The sequence below is a fragment of the Kitasatospora sp. cg17-2 genome, assembly GCF_054031055.1.
In genome coordinates this window covers 1,801,951-1,817,909 of sequence record NZ_CM132923.1, presented here as the reverse complement: position 1 = coordinate 1,817,909, position 15,959 = coordinate 1,801,951, and the positions used below count along the sequence as shown (strand labels likewise).

The 15,959-nt window shown below is 73.0% G+C and carries 13 protein-coding genes; 12 read left to right on the top strand and 1 reads right to left on the bottom strand.

The window, feature by feature from the left end:
- The first annotated feature begins 113 nt into the window (after positions 1–113).
- From ACW14Y_RS07220 to ACW14Y_RS07175, 10 genes are all read left to right on the top strand, one after another.
- Entirely contained in the window at positions 114–2,132 is a 2,019-nt protein-coding gene (locus tag ACW14Y_RS07220) for a beta-galactosidase (RefSeq protein ID WP_456986255.1), read from the top strand.
- Positions 2,133–2,189: 57 nt separating this feature from the next.
- Complete coding sequence (gene gcvPA / locus ACW14Y_RS07215) at positions 2,190–3,539, top strand: aminomethyl-transferring glycine dehydrogenase subunit GcvPA (RefSeq protein WP_380436813.1); 1,350 nt, start codon at positions 2,190–2,192, stop codon at positions 3,537–3,539.
- A complete protein-coding gene (gene gcvPB / locus ACW14Y_RS07210; protein WP_456986254.1) occupies positions 3,536–5,146 on the top strand; it encodes an aminomethyl-transferring glycine dehydrogenase subunit GcvPB in 1,611 nt (536 codons plus the stop codon). Before gcvPA ends, gcvPB begins: the two co-directional genes overlap by 4 nt.
- On the top strand, positions 5,143–6,267 hold the full coding sequence (locus ACW14Y_RS07205; protein ID WP_456986253.1) for an ATP-NAD kinase family protein: 1,125 nt from the start codon (positions 5,143–5,145) through the stop codon (positions 6,265–6,267). Before gcvPB ends, ACW14Y_RS07205 begins: the two co-directional genes overlap by 4 nt.
- Complete coding sequence (locus ACW14Y_RS07200; protein ID WP_266276601.1) at positions 6,264–7,013, top strand: SDR family NAD(P)-dependent oxidoreductase; 750 nt, start codon at positions 6,264–6,266, stop codon at positions 7,011–7,013. The genes ACW14Y_RS07205 and ACW14Y_RS07200 overlap by 4 nt, the downstream gene beginning before the upstream one ends.
- Before the next feature lie 133 nt (positions 7,014–7,146).
- On the top strand, positions 7,147–8,535 hold the full coding sequence (locus ACW14Y_RS07195) for an ABC transporter substrate-binding protein (protein WP_456986252.1): 1,389 nt from the start codon (positions 7,147–7,149) through the stop codon (positions 8,533–8,535).
- Entirely contained in the window at positions 8,532–9,506 is a 975-nt protein-coding gene (locus ACW14Y_RS07190; protein ID WP_456986251.1) for a carbohydrate ABC transporter permease, read from the top strand. The genes ACW14Y_RS07195 and ACW14Y_RS07190 overlap by 4 nt, the downstream gene beginning before the upstream one ends.
- Before the next feature lie 9 nt (positions 9,507–9,515).
- Entirely contained in the window at positions 9,516–10,358 is an 843-nt protein-coding gene (locus ACW14Y_RS07185) for a carbohydrate ABC transporter permease (RefSeq protein ID WP_380305310.1), read from the top strand.
- Positions 10,358–11,971: an amylo-alpha-1,6-glucosidase gene (locus ACW14Y_RS07180; RefSeq protein ID WP_456986250.1), complete on the top strand. Its 1,614-nt coding sequence runs from the start codon at positions 10,358–10,360 to the stop codon at positions 11,969–11,971. Before ACW14Y_RS07185 ends, ACW14Y_RS07180 begins: the two co-directional genes overlap by 1 nt.
- 78 nt (positions 11,972–12,049) lie before the next feature.
- Complete coding sequence (locus ACW14Y_RS07175; protein WP_456986249.1) at positions 12,050–12,832, top strand: serine protease; 783 nt, start codon at positions 12,050–12,052, stop codon at positions 12,830–12,832.
- A gap of 8 nt (positions 12,833–12,840) precedes the next feature.
- Here the strand turns inward: ACW14Y_RS07175 and ACW14Y_RS07170 are convergent, their stop codons facing one another.
- Positions 12,841–13,533, bottom strand: coding sequence for a hypothetical protein (locus ACW14Y_RS07170; protein WP_456986248.1), 693 nt, complete (start codon positions 13,531–13,533; stop codon positions 12,841–12,843).
- Between the two features lie 160 nt (positions 13,534–13,693).
- Here ACW14Y_RS07170 and ACW14Y_RS07165 point away from each other — a divergent pair, with 160 nt between their 5' ends.
- A complete protein-coding gene (locus ACW14Y_RS07165) occupies positions 13,694–15,028 on the top strand; it encodes a diaminopimelate decarboxylase (protein WP_456986247.1) in 1,335 nt (444 codons plus the stop codon).
- A 148-nt stretch (positions 15,029–15,176) separates the two neighbouring features.
- Complete coding sequence (locus ACW14Y_RS07160) at positions 15,177–15,902, top strand: hypothetical protein (RefSeq protein WP_456986246.1); 726 nt, start codon at positions 15,177–15,179, stop codon at positions 15,900–15,902.
- The last annotated feature ends 57 nt before the right edge of the window (positions 15,903–15,959 follow it).

Here is a 15,959-nt window from a genome sequence, read left to right as displayed (position 1 = left end):
TCCCCCTTTTTTCGGATTCGCAGCATAGCCCTTGACCGCATTCAGTGTACTGCACTATGTATTTTGAATACAAAATTCTGAACGGGGTCCTCGACCCCTTGAGGAGGCGGAGCATGGGCCTGACCCGGGTGCCGGGACTGCTGTTCGGGGGCGACTACAACCCCGAGCAGTGGCCCGAGGAGGTCTGGCAGGAGGACGTCCGCCTGATGGCGGAGGCGGGCGTCAACCTCGTCACCGTCGGCGTCTTCTCCTGGTCCCGGCTGGAACCCGCCCCCGGCGTCCACGAGTTCGGCTGGCTGGACCGGATCCTCGACCTGCTCCACGCGCACGGCATCGCCGTCGACCTCGCCACCGCGACCGCGACCCCGCCGCCGTGGCTGGTCCGCGACCACCCCGAGGTGATGCCGGTCGACGCCGCCGGGACCAGGCTGGAGTTCGGCTCCCGGCAGGGCTACTGCCCCTCCTCGCCGGTGTTCCGCGCCGCCACCGTCCGGCTCGCCCGGGCCGTGGCCGAGCGCTACCGCGACCACCCGGCCCTCGCCATGTGGCATGTGAGCAACGAGTACGCCGACCACACCGCCGAGTGCTTCTGCCCGGAGTCGGCCCGCGACTTCCGCCGCTGGCTCAAGGACCGCCACCGCTCCCTGGACGGCCTCAACGCGGCCTGGGGAACGTCCTGCTGGGGCCAGCACTACACCGACTGGACGCAGATCGAACCGCCCCGCAAGGCACCGGGACCGGTCAACCCGGCCCAACTGCTGGACTGGCGCCGCTTCTCCAGCGACGCGCTGCTCGCCTGCTTCGAGGCCGAGCGCGCGGTGCTCAAGGAGGTCACCCCGGACGTGCCGGTGACCACCAACTTCATGAGCGTGCTGCGCGACCTCGACTACTGGGCGTGGGCCGCCGCCGAGGACGTCGTCACCGACGACGCCTACCCGGACCCGGCGGACCCCCGGGCCGCGGTGAAGGCCGCGCTCAGCTACGACCTGATGCGCTCGCTGAAGCGGCAGCCCTGGCTGCTGCTGGAGTCCGCGCCGAGCGCGGTCAGCTGGCGGCCGGTCAACGTCCCCAAGGACCCCGGGGTGATGCGGCTGCACAGCCTCCAGGCGCTCGCCCACGGCTCGGACGGCGTGATGTTCTTCCAGTGGCGCCAGGCCCGCTACGGCCCGGAGAAGTTCCACTCGGCGATGCTGCCGCACGGCGGCACCGGGACCCGGCAGTGGCGCGAGACGCTCGCCCTCGGCGCGGACGTCCGCCGGCTCGCCGAGGTGGCCGGCAGCACCACCCGGGCCGAGGTCGCGCTGCTGCTGGACTGGGACAGCTGGTGGGGGCTGGAGGCGCCCGAGTCGATGCCCTCCGACCGGCTCCGGCTGCACGAACTGCTGCTCTCCTGGTACGCGCCGCTGCACGCCCGGGGCATCGCCGTCGACCTGGCCCCGCCCGGGCGCGACCTCACCGGCTACCGGCTGGTGATCGCCCCCAACCTCTACCTGTGCACGGCCGAGCAGGCCGCCGCGCTGGCCGCCTTCCCCGGCCACCTGGTGGTCGGGCCGTTCAGCGGGGTGGTCGACGCCGCCGACCAGGTCCACGAGGGCGGGGCACCCGGGCCGCTGCGCGACCTGCTCGGGGTGCGGGTCGAGGAGTGGCGGCCGCTGCCCGACGGCGCCGCCCAGGAGGTGGAGACGGCGGACGGCACCCGGCTGTCCGCCCGCACCTGGACCGAGTGGGTGGAGGCCGACGGCGCCGAGGTGGTGGCGCGCTACCGGGGCGGCCCGCTGGACGGCCGCCCGGCCGTCACCCGGCGCCGTACCGGGACGGGAAGCGCCACGTATCTGAGCTGCCTGCCCGAGGACCCGGCCCCGCTGCTGGACGGGGTGCTGTCCGCCGCCGGGGTCACCGGCGTCGCCGGGCCCGACCTCCCGGAGGGCGTCGAGGCGTGCCGGCGCGGCCGCTACCTCTTCCTGCTCAACCACGGCAGCCGGACGGCCACCGTCCCGCTGCCGTCCCCGACCAGTACCGGCACCGGCGCCGACGCCGACGCGGTGTTCACCGACCTGCTGACCGGCCGTCCGCTGCCGAGCGGCCCCCTGTCGCTCGCGCCCGGCGACGCCGTGGTCCTGAAGCAGACCTGACGCAGTCCCCAAGCAGCCCCGAAGCCCTGACCCGAAGCCCTGACCCGAGGAGTGCCAGTGGCCCATCCCTACATCCCCAACGCGGGGCCCGAGACCAGGGCGGCGATGCTCGCCGAGATCGGCGCCCCCGACGTCGCCGAGTTCTACCGCGACATCCCCGCCGACCTGCGGCTCGACCGCCCGCTCGACCTGCCCGCGCCGTACACCGACGAACCCGGCCTGGTCCGGCACCTGCACGGCCTGCTGGCCCGCAACACCCACCCGGCCGACCTGCTCAGCTTCCTCGGCCACGGCTGCTACCACCACCACGTCCCGGCGGTGTGCGACGAGGTCAACGGCCGCGGCGAGTTCCTCACCGCCTACGCGGGCGAGCCCTACGAGGACCACGGCCGCTTCCAGGCCCTCTTCGAGTACGTCTCGATGATGGCCGAGCTGCTGGAGATGGACGTCGTCAACGTCCCCGTCTACGACGGCTACCAGGCGACCGGGACGGCTCTGCGGATGGCCGCGCGCCGCACCGGACGCTCCAAGGTGCTGCTGAGCGGGGCGATCGCGGCCGACAAGCTGGCCAAGATCCGCGACTACCTCACCCCGGACGTCGAGGTGCACCTCGCCCCGGTCGCCGACACCGGGGAGATGGGCGACGTCCGGCTGGACGACACCTTCGCCGCCCTCTACCTGGAGACGCCCACCGTGCACGGCGTGGTCGAGACCCGGGGCCGGGAGCTGGCCGAACTCGCCCACGGCGTCGGCGCGCTGCTGGTCGTCGGCACCGACCCGATCTCGCTCGGCGTGCTCGCCCCGCCCGCCTCCTACGGCGCCGACCTGGTCTGCGGGGACATCCAGTCGCTCGGCATGCACCCGCAGTACGGCGGCGGCCAGGCCGGGTTCATCGCGAGCCACGACGACGAGCGGCTGGTCGCCGAGTTCCCGTCCCGGCTGTTCGGCATCGCCCCGACGGCGGTGCCCGGCGAGTACGGCTTCGGCGACGTCTTCTACGACCGGACTTCCTTCGCGCTGCGCGAGGAGGGCAAGGAGTGGGTCGGCACCGCGGCCGCCCTGTGGGGCATCACCGCCGGCGTCTACCTCGCGCTGATGGGCCCGCAGGGGATGCGGGAGATCGGCGAGACCGTGCTCGCCCGGACCCGCTACGCGATGCGCGCGCTGGCCGCGGCCGGCGCCGCGGTCCGCCACCAGGAGGCCGTGCACTTCCGGGAGTTCGCCGTGGAGGTGCCGGACGCCGACGCGCTGCTCGCCCACCTGCACGGCCGGGGCATCCTCGGCGGTGTGCGGCTCGGGGACCGCGAGGTCCTGGTCTGCGTCACCGAACGGCACTCGATCGCCGACATCGACACCCTCGCGGCGGCCGTCAAGGACGCCCTCTCCGCCCTGGGAGGCGCCGAATGAGCTCGCACACCGAACCCTTCGCCAGCCTGCCGGTCACCCCCAAGCCGGGCCTGCGCCGCTTCCACCAGGCCCGCTGGGACGAGGAGGTCGTCTTCGAGCTGTCCCGGCCCGGCCGCCGCGGCGTGGGCGTGCCCGCGCCGGACGCGCCCCTGGTCGAGCTGCCGGAGTCGGTCGCCCGCCGCACCCCGCCCGCGCTGCCCGAGCTCTCCCAGAACCAGGTGGTCCGGCACTACCTGCGGCTCTCCCAGGAGACCCTCGGCGCGGACTTCAACATCGACGTCGGCCAGGGCACCTGCACCATGAAGTACAGCCCCAAGGTCAACGACTCCTTCGTCCGTGACCCGAGGATCGCCGCGCTGCACCCGCTGCAGCCCGAGTCCACCGTGCAGGGCGTGCTGGAGATCTACTGGCGGCTGGAGCAGATCCTCAAGGAGATCTCCGGCATGGCCAGGGTGTCGCTGCAGCCGGGAGCGGGCTCCGCGGCGATCTACGCCAACATCGCCATGATCCGCGCCTACCACGCCTCGCGGGGCGAGGGCGGGCAGCGGGACCAGGTGATCACCACGATGTTCTCGCACCCCTCGAACGCGGCCTGCGCCAAGGTGGCCGGCTACGAGGTGATCACCCTGATGCCGGACGCCGACGGCAACCCGGACATCGAGGCGCTGCGGGCGGCCGTCGGGCCGCGCACCGCCGCCCTGATGATCACCAACCCGGAGGACACCGGGATCTTCAACCCGAGGATCAAGGAGTTCGTCGACCTGGTCCACGAGGCCGGCGGCCTCGCCTGCTACGACCAGGCCAACGCCAACGGCATCCTCGGCATCACCCGGGCCCGCGACGCCGGCTTCGACCTGTGCCACTTCAACCTGCACAAGACCTTCTCCACCCCGCACGCCTGCGGCGGACCGGCGGCCGGCGCCTGCGGCGTCTCGGCGGCGCTGGTGCCGTTCCTGCCCGGGCCGGTCGTCGACCGGGTCGGGAACGGGGAGAGCACGGACGGGGAGAGCGCGGAAGGGGAGCGGGAGGTGTTCACCCTGACCGTCCCCGAGCGCTCGGTCGGCAAGATCCGCCCCTTCCTCGGCGTCACCCCCAATGTGGTGCGCGCCTACGCCTGGGTGATGGCGCTCGGCGCCGAGGGTCTGCGCGAGGTCGCCGAGACGGCCGTGCTCAACAACAACTACCTGCTGGCGAAGGTCGCCCGGATCCCCGGCGCCTCCGTGCCGTGGGCCGACCGCTGCCGGGTCGAGCAGGTCCGCTACTCCTGGCAGCAGCTGAGCGAGGAGACCGGCGTCCACTCCGAGGAGATCGGCATCCGCGCGGCGGACTTCGGCGTGCACTACTGGACCAGCCACCACCCGTACGTGGTGCCCGAGCCGTTCACCCTGGAGCCCACCGAGTCCTACTCCAGGGAGGACCTCGACGAGTACGCGGCGATCCTCGCCCATGTCGCCGACGAGGCCCGCAAGGACCCGGAGTTCGTCCGCAACGCGCCCTACCGCCAGACGGTGCACCGGATCGACCCGAGCTCGCTGGACGACCCGGCGCTGTGGTCGCCCAGCTGGCGCGCCTACCGCCGCAAGCACGGCGGGCAGCCCCCGGCATGATCGTCGGCCTGATCGTGAACCCCGTCGCCGGCCTCGGCGGCGCCGTCGCCCTCAAGGGCAGCGACGGGCCCGACATCCAGGCCAGGGCGCTCGCCCTGGGCGCCGTCCCCCGGGCGGCCGAGCGCGCGGCGGCCGCGCTGCGCGCCCTGCGGGCCCGGCGGCCGGACGTCCTGGTGCGCACGGTGGCGGGCCCGATGGGGGAGGACAGCGCCCGGGCGGCGGGCGTCCCGTACCGGGTCGCGCACCGTCCGGCGGCGACGGCGGCGTCCACCGGGGGCGCGTCCACCGGGGCGGCCGACACCCGGGCGGCGGTCGCGGCGCTGGGGGACGTGGACCTGCTGCTGTTCGCGGGCGGTGACGGGACGGCGCGCGACGTCCTGGACGCGGCGCCGCGCCCACCGGTGCTCGGCGTCCCGGCCGGGGTGAAGGTCTACTCCGGCTGCTTCGCCCTCAGCCCGGCCGCGGCGGGCGCGACCGTCGCCGGGTTCGACGGCCGGACCGTGGACGCGGAGGTGGTCGACCTGGACGAGGAGGGCCACCGCGCGGGCCTGGTCGGCGCCCGGCTGTACGGCACGCTGCGGGTGCCGGCGGCCCGGGACCGGCTGAGCGGGCGCAAGACCGGCTCCTCGGCGGCGCCGCCCGGCTCGGCCGAGTCGATCGCCCGCGCGGTGGTGGCGGGCATGCGCCCCGGCACCGCCTACGCGCTCGGCCCCGGCGCCACCACGCTCGCCGTCGGGCGGGCGCTCGGGCTGGCACTGACCCCGCTCGGCGTGGACGTGGTCCGGGACGGCGCCCTGCTCGCCCCGGACGTGACCGAGCAGCGGCTGCATGCCATTGCCATGTCACAGGTCACGCATGGTGTGTTGTCGGTGATCGGTGGGCAGGGTTTCGTGATCGGGCGCGGGAACCAGCAGTTCAGTCCCCGGGTGCTGGCCGCGCTCGCCGGGGTCGTGGTGCTCGCCACGCAGCAGAAGCTCGCCGCGCTCGGCGGGCGGCCGCTGCTGGTCGACAGCGGCGACCCCCGGGCCGACGCCGCGTTCGAGGGCCACGTCCGGGTGGTCACCGGACACCGTGAATCAGTGCTGTACCGCATCAGTTCGGCGAGTGAGGAGCTTTCATGAACACCCTGCGCAACAAGGTCGCCATCGTCACCGGCGGCGCCTCCGGCATCGGCCGGGCCACCGCCGAACTGTTCGCCGCCGAGGGCGCCGCCGTGGTCGTCGCCGACCTCGCGGACGCGAGCGAGGTCGTCCGCGGCATCGAGGCGGCCGGCGGCCGGGCGCTGGCGGTGCGCGCCGACGTCTCCTCGGAGACCGACTGCGAGCGGATCGTCACCATCGCCGTGCAGACCTTCGGCGGGCTGCACGTCCTGTTCAACAACGCCGGCATCATCCGCCGCCAGACCGCGCTGGAGATATCCGCCGACGACTGGGACCGGGTGATGGCCGTCAACGTGCGGTCCGTCTACCTGATGTGCCGCTTCGCCGTACCGGCCATGACCGAGGGCGGGTCGATCGTCAACACCGGCTCCGGGTGGGGGCTGAAGGGCGGCGGCAACGCGCTGTCCTACTGCGCCTCCAAGGCGGCGGTCGTCAACATGACGCGCGCGCTGGCGATCGACCACGCCGCGGCCGGCATCCGGGTCAACTCCGTCAACCCGGGCGACACCATGACGCCGATGCTCCGCGACGAGGCGCGCCAGCTCCAGGAGGAATGGGCGGTGTTCGAGAAGGACGCCGCCGACCGGCCGATGGGCCGGGCCGGCACGCCGCAGGAGATCGCCGCCGCGGTGCTCTTCCTGGCGGGCGACGCCAGCAGCTACATGACCGGCTCCGCCCTCGTCGTCGACGGCGGCGGCCTCGCCTGACTCGCCTGACTCGCCTGACACCCCCGCACGACCCGCACCGCGTACGGAGACGCCACCCCCTCCGTCACGGACCGCACCACCCCCCTTCGCGACACGCGACACCCCACGCTCACGAAAGCCCAGGAGGCATTCGATGTCCGCTTTCACGAGTTCCACGAGTTCGACGAGGTCCACGAGGTCCACGAGGTCCACGAGGTCCACGAGGTCCACGAGGTCCACGAGGAGAACAGCCCTGGTCGCCGCCGCGGCCGCGCTGGCCGTCACCGTCACCGCCTGCAGCGGGACCAACGGCGCGGGCGGCTCCGGCGACGCCGGGGCCGACGGCGGCAAGGTCACGCTCCGCTGGTCGACCTGGGGCTCGGCCGAGGACATGGCGGTCTTCAAGACCTTCACGGACGAGTTCGCCAAGAGGCACCCGAACATCACCCTCAAGCTGGAGCAGGTCGCCTCCTACGAGGACTACCACCCCAAGCTGATCACCCAGCTCACCTCGAAGACCGCGCCGGACGTCTTCTACGTCGGCGACGACTACATCGGCAAACTGGTCGCCGACGGTGTGCTCTCCCCGCTCGACCAGCAGCTCGCCGGACCGGACAGCCGCAGCAAGCCGGCCGACTTCTTCGAGGGCATCTACGGCGGCGCCAAGAAGGACGGCGTCACCTACGGCGTCCCCAACGACACCAACCCCGAGGTGCTCTGGTTCGACAAGAAGGCCCTCGCCGCGGCCGGCATCACCGAGGACCCGGCCGCGCTGAACGAGGCCGGCCAGTGGACCACGGCGAAGTTCCTGGAGATGAACGCCAAGCTCAAGGCCGCGGACCGGACCGGCACCATCTTCTGGAACTGGTACGGCGCCAACTACAGCGTCGTCAACGGCTTCGGCGGCAAGGTCTGGGACGGCGGCAAGTTCGTCGCCACCTCCGACCCGAAGACCCGCCAGGCGCTGAAGACCCTCGCCGACGGCTACCGGGACAAGACCTTCGCCTCCGCCGACCTGCTGCCCGAGGGCAACGGCGCGGCCACCCAGTTCATCAAGCACAAGGCCGGCTTCTACGCCGGCGGCCGCTGGGTCATCGAGGGGATCGACAAGGGCGGCGACCGCGAGAGCTACGACATCGTGCCGTTCCCGTCCGAGAACGGGCAGCCGATACCCGGCGCCGTCGCCGCCTCCTACCTGACCGTCAACAAGGACAGCAAGCACCCGAAGGAGGCCTTCGCCTTCCTGACCGAGTTCGTCAGCAAGGAGGGCCAGCAGCTGCGGCTCAAGGGCGGCAGCGCCGTCCCCTCCGTCCGGGGCGCCGAGAGCCTCGTCACCGAGGGCAACTACCCGCCGCACGCCAAGACCTTCCTGGACGTCCGCGACCGGGGCTTCGCCAACTACCCCGACGAGGTGGCCGTCCCCGGTCTGACCAAGGCGATCAACGACCAGCTGATGAAGATCTGGGAGGGCAAGACCGGCTTCGACGAGGGCATGACCCAGCTCCAGACCCTGGTCGACGGTATGAAGGGCAAGCAGGGATGAGTGCCCTCACCCAGGCCGCGGCCCGGCGGCGGGAGCGTCCCGCCGCCGGCCCGGCGGGCGGCGCCCCCACCGCGCGCGGCGGCCGCGAGCCGCTCTGGCGCCGCCGCGACCGGCGGTGGGCCCTGGTCTTCCTCGGACCCCAACTGCTGGGCCTGCTGGTCTTCCTGGTCGGCCCGCTCGGCTTCGCCGTGGTCCTCTCCTTCATGCGCTGGGACGGCCTCGGCGACGCCACCTGGGTCGGACTGGACAACTTCCGCACCCAGCTGACCGATCCGGAGTTCGGCCGGGCGGTGTGGAACACCGTCAAGATCGGGCTGATCACCGTGCCCGGCGGCCTCGCCCTGGCCCTGCTGATCGCCCTCGCCCTGCACGGGGTGCGCGGGAAGACCGCCTACCGGGTGGTCTACTTCCTGCCGGTGGTGACCAGTTCGGTCGCGGTGTCGGTGATCTGGCAGATGATCCTCGGGGGCGGCGCCGACGGCATCCTCAACGGCACCGTCCACGACGTCCTCGGCATCACCCTGCCCGACTGGCTGGCCGACCCCGACTGGGTGGTGGTCGCGGTCTCGGTGGTCACCGTCTGGTCCTCGCTCGGCCTCAATGTGGTGATCTTCCTGGCGGGCCTCGCGACCGTTCCGACCAACCTGCTGGAGGCCGCCCGGATCGACGGCGCCGGCCCCTGGCAGACCCTGCGCTCGGTCACCCTGCCGCTGCTGTCGCCCACCGTCTTCTTCACCGTGGTGGTGTCGGTGATCAGCTCGTTCCAGGCCTTCGACCTCGTCTACGTCCTGGTCAACCCGGACCACAACGAGGGCGCCCAGACCATCGTCTACAAGGTCTACCAACAGGGCTTCCGGGAGTTCCACTTCGGACTGTCGAGCGCCGCCGCCCTGCTCCTGCTGCTGCTGACCCTGATCGTCACGGCGATCCAGTTCCAGGCGCAGAAGCGCTTCGTCCACTACGAGTCCTGAGGCGCCGCCATGACCACCGTCCGCCACTCCACCGCCCCCCGGCAGCTCCTCCTGCACACCGCGCTCGTCCTCGGCGGCCTGCTGATGCTGTTCCCCTTCGTCTGGATGGTCCTGACCTCCTTCAAGGGCGTCAGCCAGATGATCAACGAGCCGCTGTCCTGGCTGCCCACGCCCTGGCGCGCGCGGAACTACCCCGACGTGCTGAACGAGGTGCCGATCGGGCGCGCGTACTGGAACAGCATGTACATCGCGGCGATCACCGTCGTCGCCACCCTGCTCACCGGGGCGATGGCCGCCTACGCCTTCGCCCGGATCCCGTTCCGGGGCTCCGGGCCGCTGTTCGGCCTGTTCCTGGCCACCCAGATGGTGCCCGCCCAGGTGACCATCGTGCCGCTGTACATCATGCTGGCGAAGCTCCAACTGATCGACTCCCACCTGGCGTTGATCCTGCCGGCGATCGCCAACCCGTTCGCCGTGTTCCTGCTCCGGCAGTTCATCCGGGCCGTGCCCGTCGAACTGGAGGAGGCGGCCAGGATCGACGGCGCCGGCCGCTGGACCATCTTCTGGCGGATCGTCCTGCCCAACATCCGGCCCGGCCTGTGGACGCTCGGCATCATCGTCTTCCTGGCCAGCTGGAACAGCTACTTCTTCCCGCTGGTGTTCCTCAACACCTCGGAGCTCTTCACCGTCCCGCTGCTGCTCGACTCCTTCAACTCCCAGCGCGGCGGCATCGACTACGGACTCACCGCGGCGCTCTCCGCGATGACCGTGGTGCCGATGCTGATCGCCTTCCTGATCGGGCAGCGCAAGATCCTCAACAGCATGGCCTCCTCGGGCCTGGGTGGCCGCTGATGTCCTTCTCCCTGGTCCACGACCTCGAACTCGACCTCGTCGACCGGCCGTTCACCGAACGCGGATCCCGGCTGCTGGTCACCTCCGGCCCGGACGGGCTGCGGGTGGCCCGGGCCGAGTACGAGACCCGGCTCGCCGACACCGTCGAACTGACCGGGCTGGTGCTGCGCGACGCGGCCGGGCGGCCGCTGACCGTCCGCACCGCGACCCCCGTAGCGGTCGAATTCGCGGGCGGGGCGGCGCTGTTGTTCGCCGATCCCGACACCCTGGTGCTCGCCGGGCACGGCGTCCACGCCTCCTGGCGGCTGCCCGACGGCACCGGGCGGTCGCTGGCGCTCGACGGCTGCCACGTCCTGCACGGCCCGCCGGGGGAGTGGTCGGCCGCCGCCGTGCGCGCCGCCGCCGAGACCCGCTGGGCGGCCTGGGCCGCCCGGATGCCCGCCGTCCGCCCCGACCTCGCCGCGGCCGCCGCGACGGCCTGGTGGACGCTGGCCGTCAACCTGCTGCCGATCGCCGGGCGTGAGGGCCTCGTCCCCTCCAAGTACGGCTACGTGGGCGTCTGGAACTGGGACGCGCTCTTCCACGCCGTCGCCCTGCGGCACGCCGATCCGGCCCTCGCCCGCGACCAGATCCTGCTCTTCCTCGACCACCAACTGCCCGACGGCCGGCTCCCGGACGTGGTGCACGAGCACGGCGTGCTCGCCGACACCACCGACCTGCCCCGCGCCGACCACGCCCGGCTCGCCGAGCACGTCGGCACCGCCAACGGCGCCCGGCCCACCCCCGGACCCGTGCCGGTCACCAAACCGCCGCTCGCCGCCTGGGCCGTCTGGAAGGTCCACGGGACCGACCCCGACCTCCCCTTCCTCGCCGCCGCCTACCCCCGGCTGGTCCGCGCCCACCGGTGGTGGTTCACCGCCTCCGACCCGGACGGCGACGGCCTGCCCGAATACCTGCACCCCTACTCGTCGGGCCTCGACGACAGCCCGATCTGGGACCACGGCCCCCGCGCCGAACCCCCCGACCTCAACTCCTACCTGGTCCTGGAGGCCGACCGGCTCGCCGACATCGCCGACGCCCTCGGCCGCCCGGCCGAGGCCGCCGACTGGCGCGCCCGCGCCGCCGCCCACACCGACCTCCTGGTCGCCCGCCGCTGGGACGGCACCCGCTTCACCACCCTGGCGGCCGGCACCCCCGTACCCGTCCGCACCGCGCTCGACCTGATGCCCCTGTTCACCGGCCGACTGCCCACCGGCATCGCCACCACCCTGGAACGCACCCTCCGCTCACCCGCCTACTGGGGCGAACGGCCCGTCCCCACCGTGGCCTTCGACGACCCGGCCTTCGACCCCGAGGCGATGTGGCGCGGCCCGGTCTGGCTCAACATCAACTACCTGCTGATCGAGGGCCTGCGGCGCTCCGGATTCCCCGACACCGCCGAGGAGTTGCGCGAACGGACGCTCGCCATGGTCCGCGACGGCGGCGGCCTCCACGAGTACTGGAACCCCCTCACCGGCACCCGGGCCCCGAGGGCCACCTCCGGCTTCGGCTGGTCCGCCGCCCTCTTCCTCGACCTGGCCCGGGCGGACCGACCATCGGACCGTCCCCATTGACCGGACGGATCTGACGGGCCGTCACTACCCTTTCTGCTTGGGAACGGAGGAACACCGACGGACAGGGAGTACCGACCCGTGCGAACCCGACTCAGGAACACCACCGTCGTCCTCGTGACGACCCTGCTCGCCGCCGCGGCGGCACTGACCGCCGCGGCCCCGGCGAACGCCGTTGTCGGAGGCACGGCGCTGACCTCGGGACAGGCCCCCTACCTGGTCTCGATCGGAAGGCCGTCCCACGTCTGCGGCGGCACCGTCATCGGCGCCACCTGGATCCTCACCGCCGCCCACTGCGTCGCCGGCGCCACCCCCGGCACCCTCCGGGTCCGGGCCGGCACCCTGACCCACGCCTCCGGAGGAGTACTGGCCCAGGTCGCCGAGGTCCTCCCGCACGGCTCCTACAACCCCTCGACGATCGACTACGACCTCGCCCTGCTGCGCCTCTCCAAGGCGCTGCCGCTCGGTTCCGGCATCGCCACCGTCCCGCTCGCGGCCGACGGCAACGACCCCTCCACCGGTTCCGCCCGGGTCTCCGGCTGGGGGGCGACCAGCTCGGGCGGCCCGCTCGTCGCCGCCGCCCGTACCGTCGCGGTGCCCGTCGTCGGCCGGGCCAAGTGCCGTACCGAGTACGGTGCCACCGTCATCACCGACCGCATGCTCTGCGCGGGGGAGGACGCCGGGGGCAAGGACGCCTGCCAGGGCGACAGCGGCGGCCCGCTCGTGCTCTCCGGCGTCCTCGTCGGCATCAGCTCCTGGGGCCGGGGCTGCGGTCAGGCCGGATACGCCGGCGTCTACACCCGGGTCGGCGCGCTGCGCTCCTGGATCGACACCGGGCGCACCGGCGGGAGCCCCGTCGGGTAGCGTCCGGATCACATGTGGGCGCTGATCCGGCCGCCGGCCGTGAGCACGATGTACACGCCGTTGGCGACGGCGCCGGTGTCGTGCTGGTCGGCGTCCAGGGTGCCGTTCACGGCGTTGTCGAGGCCGAGGATCTGCGCGCGGTAGTGGAGTTCGCCGACCTTGGTGACCTTGGCCGTCCAGCCGCCGGCGAGCTTGAAGGTGCCCGGGCCCTGGTGGGCGCCGCCCATCCAGGAGTGGACCGTGCCGTCGAGGGAGAGCACCACGAACATGTCGTTGGCGTCCAGGCCGGCGTCGGTGTCCTTGGTCTCCAGGGTGGCCAGGACGGAGCCGCGGCTGACGATCCGGGCGGTCCAGTTCTGGTTGCCGACCGGCTGGACCTCGGCCGTGCTGCCGTCCACCAGGGGGTAGCTGCGGGCCGGGGACTTCGGTTTGGCGGTCGGTGGTGCGGTGGTCGGCTGGGCGGTGGTCGGCGGTGCGGTGGTCGGCTTGGTGGTGGGGACGGGGGCGGCGGTCGGCGGCGTGGTGGTGGCGGGCCCGGTCGCGACGGCGGGGGCGGAGGCGGAGGCGGTGCCGCCCGCCGTGGCGGACGCGTCGGAGTCGGGACCGCAGGCTGTCGCCACGGGCACGATCAGGGCGACCGTGAGGACGGCCCCTGCCAGCGTGCGGAGGGAGGTCGGTCGGCGGGTCGCCCTGCGGGACATGGAAGTTCTCCTGAACGGGGTGCTGGGTGGCCGTGCGGCGGTGTGCACGATCGAACGTAGTGCGAACAATCGACGGAATCGCGCCTTCTGTGTCACCGGACTGCAACGCCTGGGGCAGACTGGGCCTCGACCGTCCGACGAGCCAGGGGAGCAAAGGACCATGACGAATCCTCACCCCGCCGTCGGTCCGTCCGACCCGTCCGACCCGGACGCCGCCGCCCGCCGTGAACGGGTGCTGCGCGAAGCCGTCCGCCGACGGCTGCTCGACCCCGAGGACGCGCTGCTCGCCGCCTTCGTCGACCTCGACGGCGTGGCCGCGAGCGTCGCGGACCTGCGGGCGGCCTTCCCCGACCGGCTCGACGTCCTGCACACCTTCGCCGCCAAGGCGAACTGCCTGGTCCCGCTGCTGGCCCGGCTGCGCGAGCTGGGCATGGGCTGCGAGGTGGCCAGTCCCGGCGAGTTCGCCCAGGCGCTGGCGGCCGGCTTCGAACCGGACCGGATCGTCCTCGACTCGCCCGCCAAGACCCGGCGCGAGCTGGCCGCGGCACTGGAACACGGTGTCGCCGTCAACATCGACAACTGGCAGGAACTGGAACGCGCCGACGCCCTGGTGGGAGCCGGGACGCCCCGTTCCCGGATCGGCGTCCGGGTCAATCCGCAGATCGGCGGCGGCACCATCGGGGCCATGAGCACCGCCACCGCGACCTCCAAGTTCGGCATCGGACTGGCCGACGAGGGGAACGAGAAGCGGCTGGTCGAGGCGTTCCGCGAACGCCCCTGGCTCACCTGGGTCCATGTGCACGTCGGCTCCCAGGGCTGCCCGCTCGACCTCCTGGCCGAGGGTGTCGCCCGGGCCGTCGCCTTCGCGGAACAGGTGAACGCCGAACTGGGGCGCCGCCAGGTGGTCGGCATCGACCTCGGCGGCGGACTGCCCGTCAACTTCGCCGACGACACCACCGAGCCCACCTTCGCCGGGTACGCCGAACTGCTGCGGGCCCGGGTGCCGGAACTGTTCGACGGCCGCTACCGGCTGGCCACCGAGTTCGGCCGCTCGCTGCTGGCGAAGAACGGGTTCACCGCCGCGTACGTCGAGTACACCAAGACCGCGGGCGGCCGGCGGATCGCCCTCACCCATGCCGGGGCCCAGGTCGCGACCCGCACGGTGTTCGTGCCGGACGCCTGGCCGCTGCGGATCACCGCGCACGACCCCTCCGGTGTGCGGAAGCACGGCGCGACGGTGCCGCAGGACGTCGCCGGCCCGTGCTGCTTCGCCGGGGACCTGGTCGCGGTCGCCCGCCCGCTGCCGCTGCTGGAGCCCGGCGACCTGGTCGCGCTGCTCGACACCGGCGCCTACTACGCGACGACCCACTTCCAGTACAACAGCCTGCCCGAGCCGGCGGTGCACGGCTTCACGGTGGACGCGGCGGGCGCGGTGCGGTTCGTGCCGCTGCGCCGGGCGCAGCGCGTCGACGAACTGCTCCGGCCGGTCGACTGACACCATCGTCCTGCCAACATCGTGACGGAGTGTCAGAACAGCAGGCCGGAAGGGGGTTCCCGGACGGCGGAGGGCGGGTATCACCAACCCGCGGCCGCCGTCCCGGCCGCGGTGCAGACAGCCTCAGCATGTCGAAGGAGGCCTCGTCATGTCCGCCCACCCCCCTGCCGAAGCCCGGTCCCCCGAAGCCCGGCCCCCCGTGGATCCCGACCCCCGGGCCCAGGACGTCCGGACCGTGCGGCGCCTGCGCCTCGGCGTCGGTGTCCTCGGGTTCCTGCTGCCGATCGCCCTGCCGCTCGGCAACAGCCTCACCTCCGCCCGGATCGCGCTGCTCGACTCGATGAGCGCGTCCTACTACACCCATATGCGCAACGTCTTCGTCGGCGGACTGTGCGCCGTCGGCGTCTTCCTCATCTGCTACCGCCACGACCGCCGGGAGGACCGGCTGAGCTCGGTGGCCGGCGTGCTGGCGATCGGGGTGGCCCTGTGCCCCACCGAGCCGCCGTCCGCCCTGGTGCCGCACCCCAGCGGCGTCCAGACCGCGGTGGGGGTGCTCCATCTGGCCTTCGCGGCGGGCCTGTTCGGAGTGCTCGGGTACTTCTGCCTGCGGCTGTTCGCGGATTCCCCGGCGGCCGGCCACCGCCGCCCGGCACGCGACTGGGTGTACCTGGTCTGCGGCTGGGTGATCGTGGCCGGTGTCCTGACGGTCGCCGTGGCCGGGGTGCTGCACCTGGCCCGGGACTGGCCGCTGACCCTGCCCTACCTCGGTGAGGCGGTGTCGGTGTTCGCCTTCGGCGTGGCCTGGCTGGTGAAGAGCGAGGCCGTCCCGGACCTGCTGCCCCGCACCGCCCGCCCGGCCCCCGCCGCACCCTGACCGGGCCGGAGCCGCGAACGCCCGGGCGCCGGGCCCGGGGAGTTCCCGGGCCCGGCA

Bases quoted from the DNA above. Each gene is read 5' to 3' on its own strand.
- ACW14Y_RS07220 (WP_456986255.1), top strand. From the start codon at position 114: ATGGGCCTGACCCGGGTGCCGGGACTGCTGTTCGGGGGCGACTACAAC.
- gcvPB (WP_456986254.1), top strand. From the start codon at position 3,536: ATGAGCTCGCACACCGAACCCTTCGCCAGCCTGCCGGTCACCCCCAAG.
- ACW14Y_RS07205 (WP_456986253.1), top strand. From the start codon at position 5,143: ATGATCGTCGGCCTGATCGTGAACCCCGTCGCCGGCCTCGGCGGCGCC.
- ACW14Y_RS07200 (WP_266276601.1), top strand. From the start codon at position 6,264: ATGAACACCCTGCGCAACAAGGTCGCCATCGTCACCGGCGGCGCCTCC.
- ACW14Y_RS07195 (WP_456986252.1), top strand. From the start codon at position 7,147: ATGTCCGCTTTCACGAGTTCCACGAGTTCGACGAGGTCCACGAGGTCC.
- ACW14Y_RS07190 (WP_456986251.1), top strand. From the start codon at position 8,532: ATGAGTGCCCTCACCCAGGCCGCGGCCCGGCGGCGGGAGCGTCCCGCC.
- ACW14Y_RS07185 (WP_380305310.1), top strand. From the start codon at position 9,516: ATGACCACCGTCCGCCACTCCACCGCCCCCCGGCAGCTCCTCCTGCAC.
- ACW14Y_RS07180 (WP_456986250.1), top strand. From the start codon at position 10,358: ATGTCCTTCTCCCTGGTCCACGACCTCGAACTCGACCTCGTCGACCGG.
- ACW14Y_RS07170 (WP_456986248.1), bottom strand. From the start codon at position 13,533: ATGTCCCGCAGGGCGACCCGCCGACCGACCTCCCTCCGCACGCTGGCA.
- ACW14Y_RS07165 (WP_456986247.1), top strand. From the start codon at position 13,694: ATGACGAATCCTCACCCCGCCGTCGGTCCGTCCGACCCGTCCGACCCG.
- ACW14Y_RS07160 (WP_456986246.1), top strand. From the start codon at position 15,177: ATGTCCGCCCACCCCCCTGCCGAAGCCCGGTCCCCCGAAGCCCGGCCC.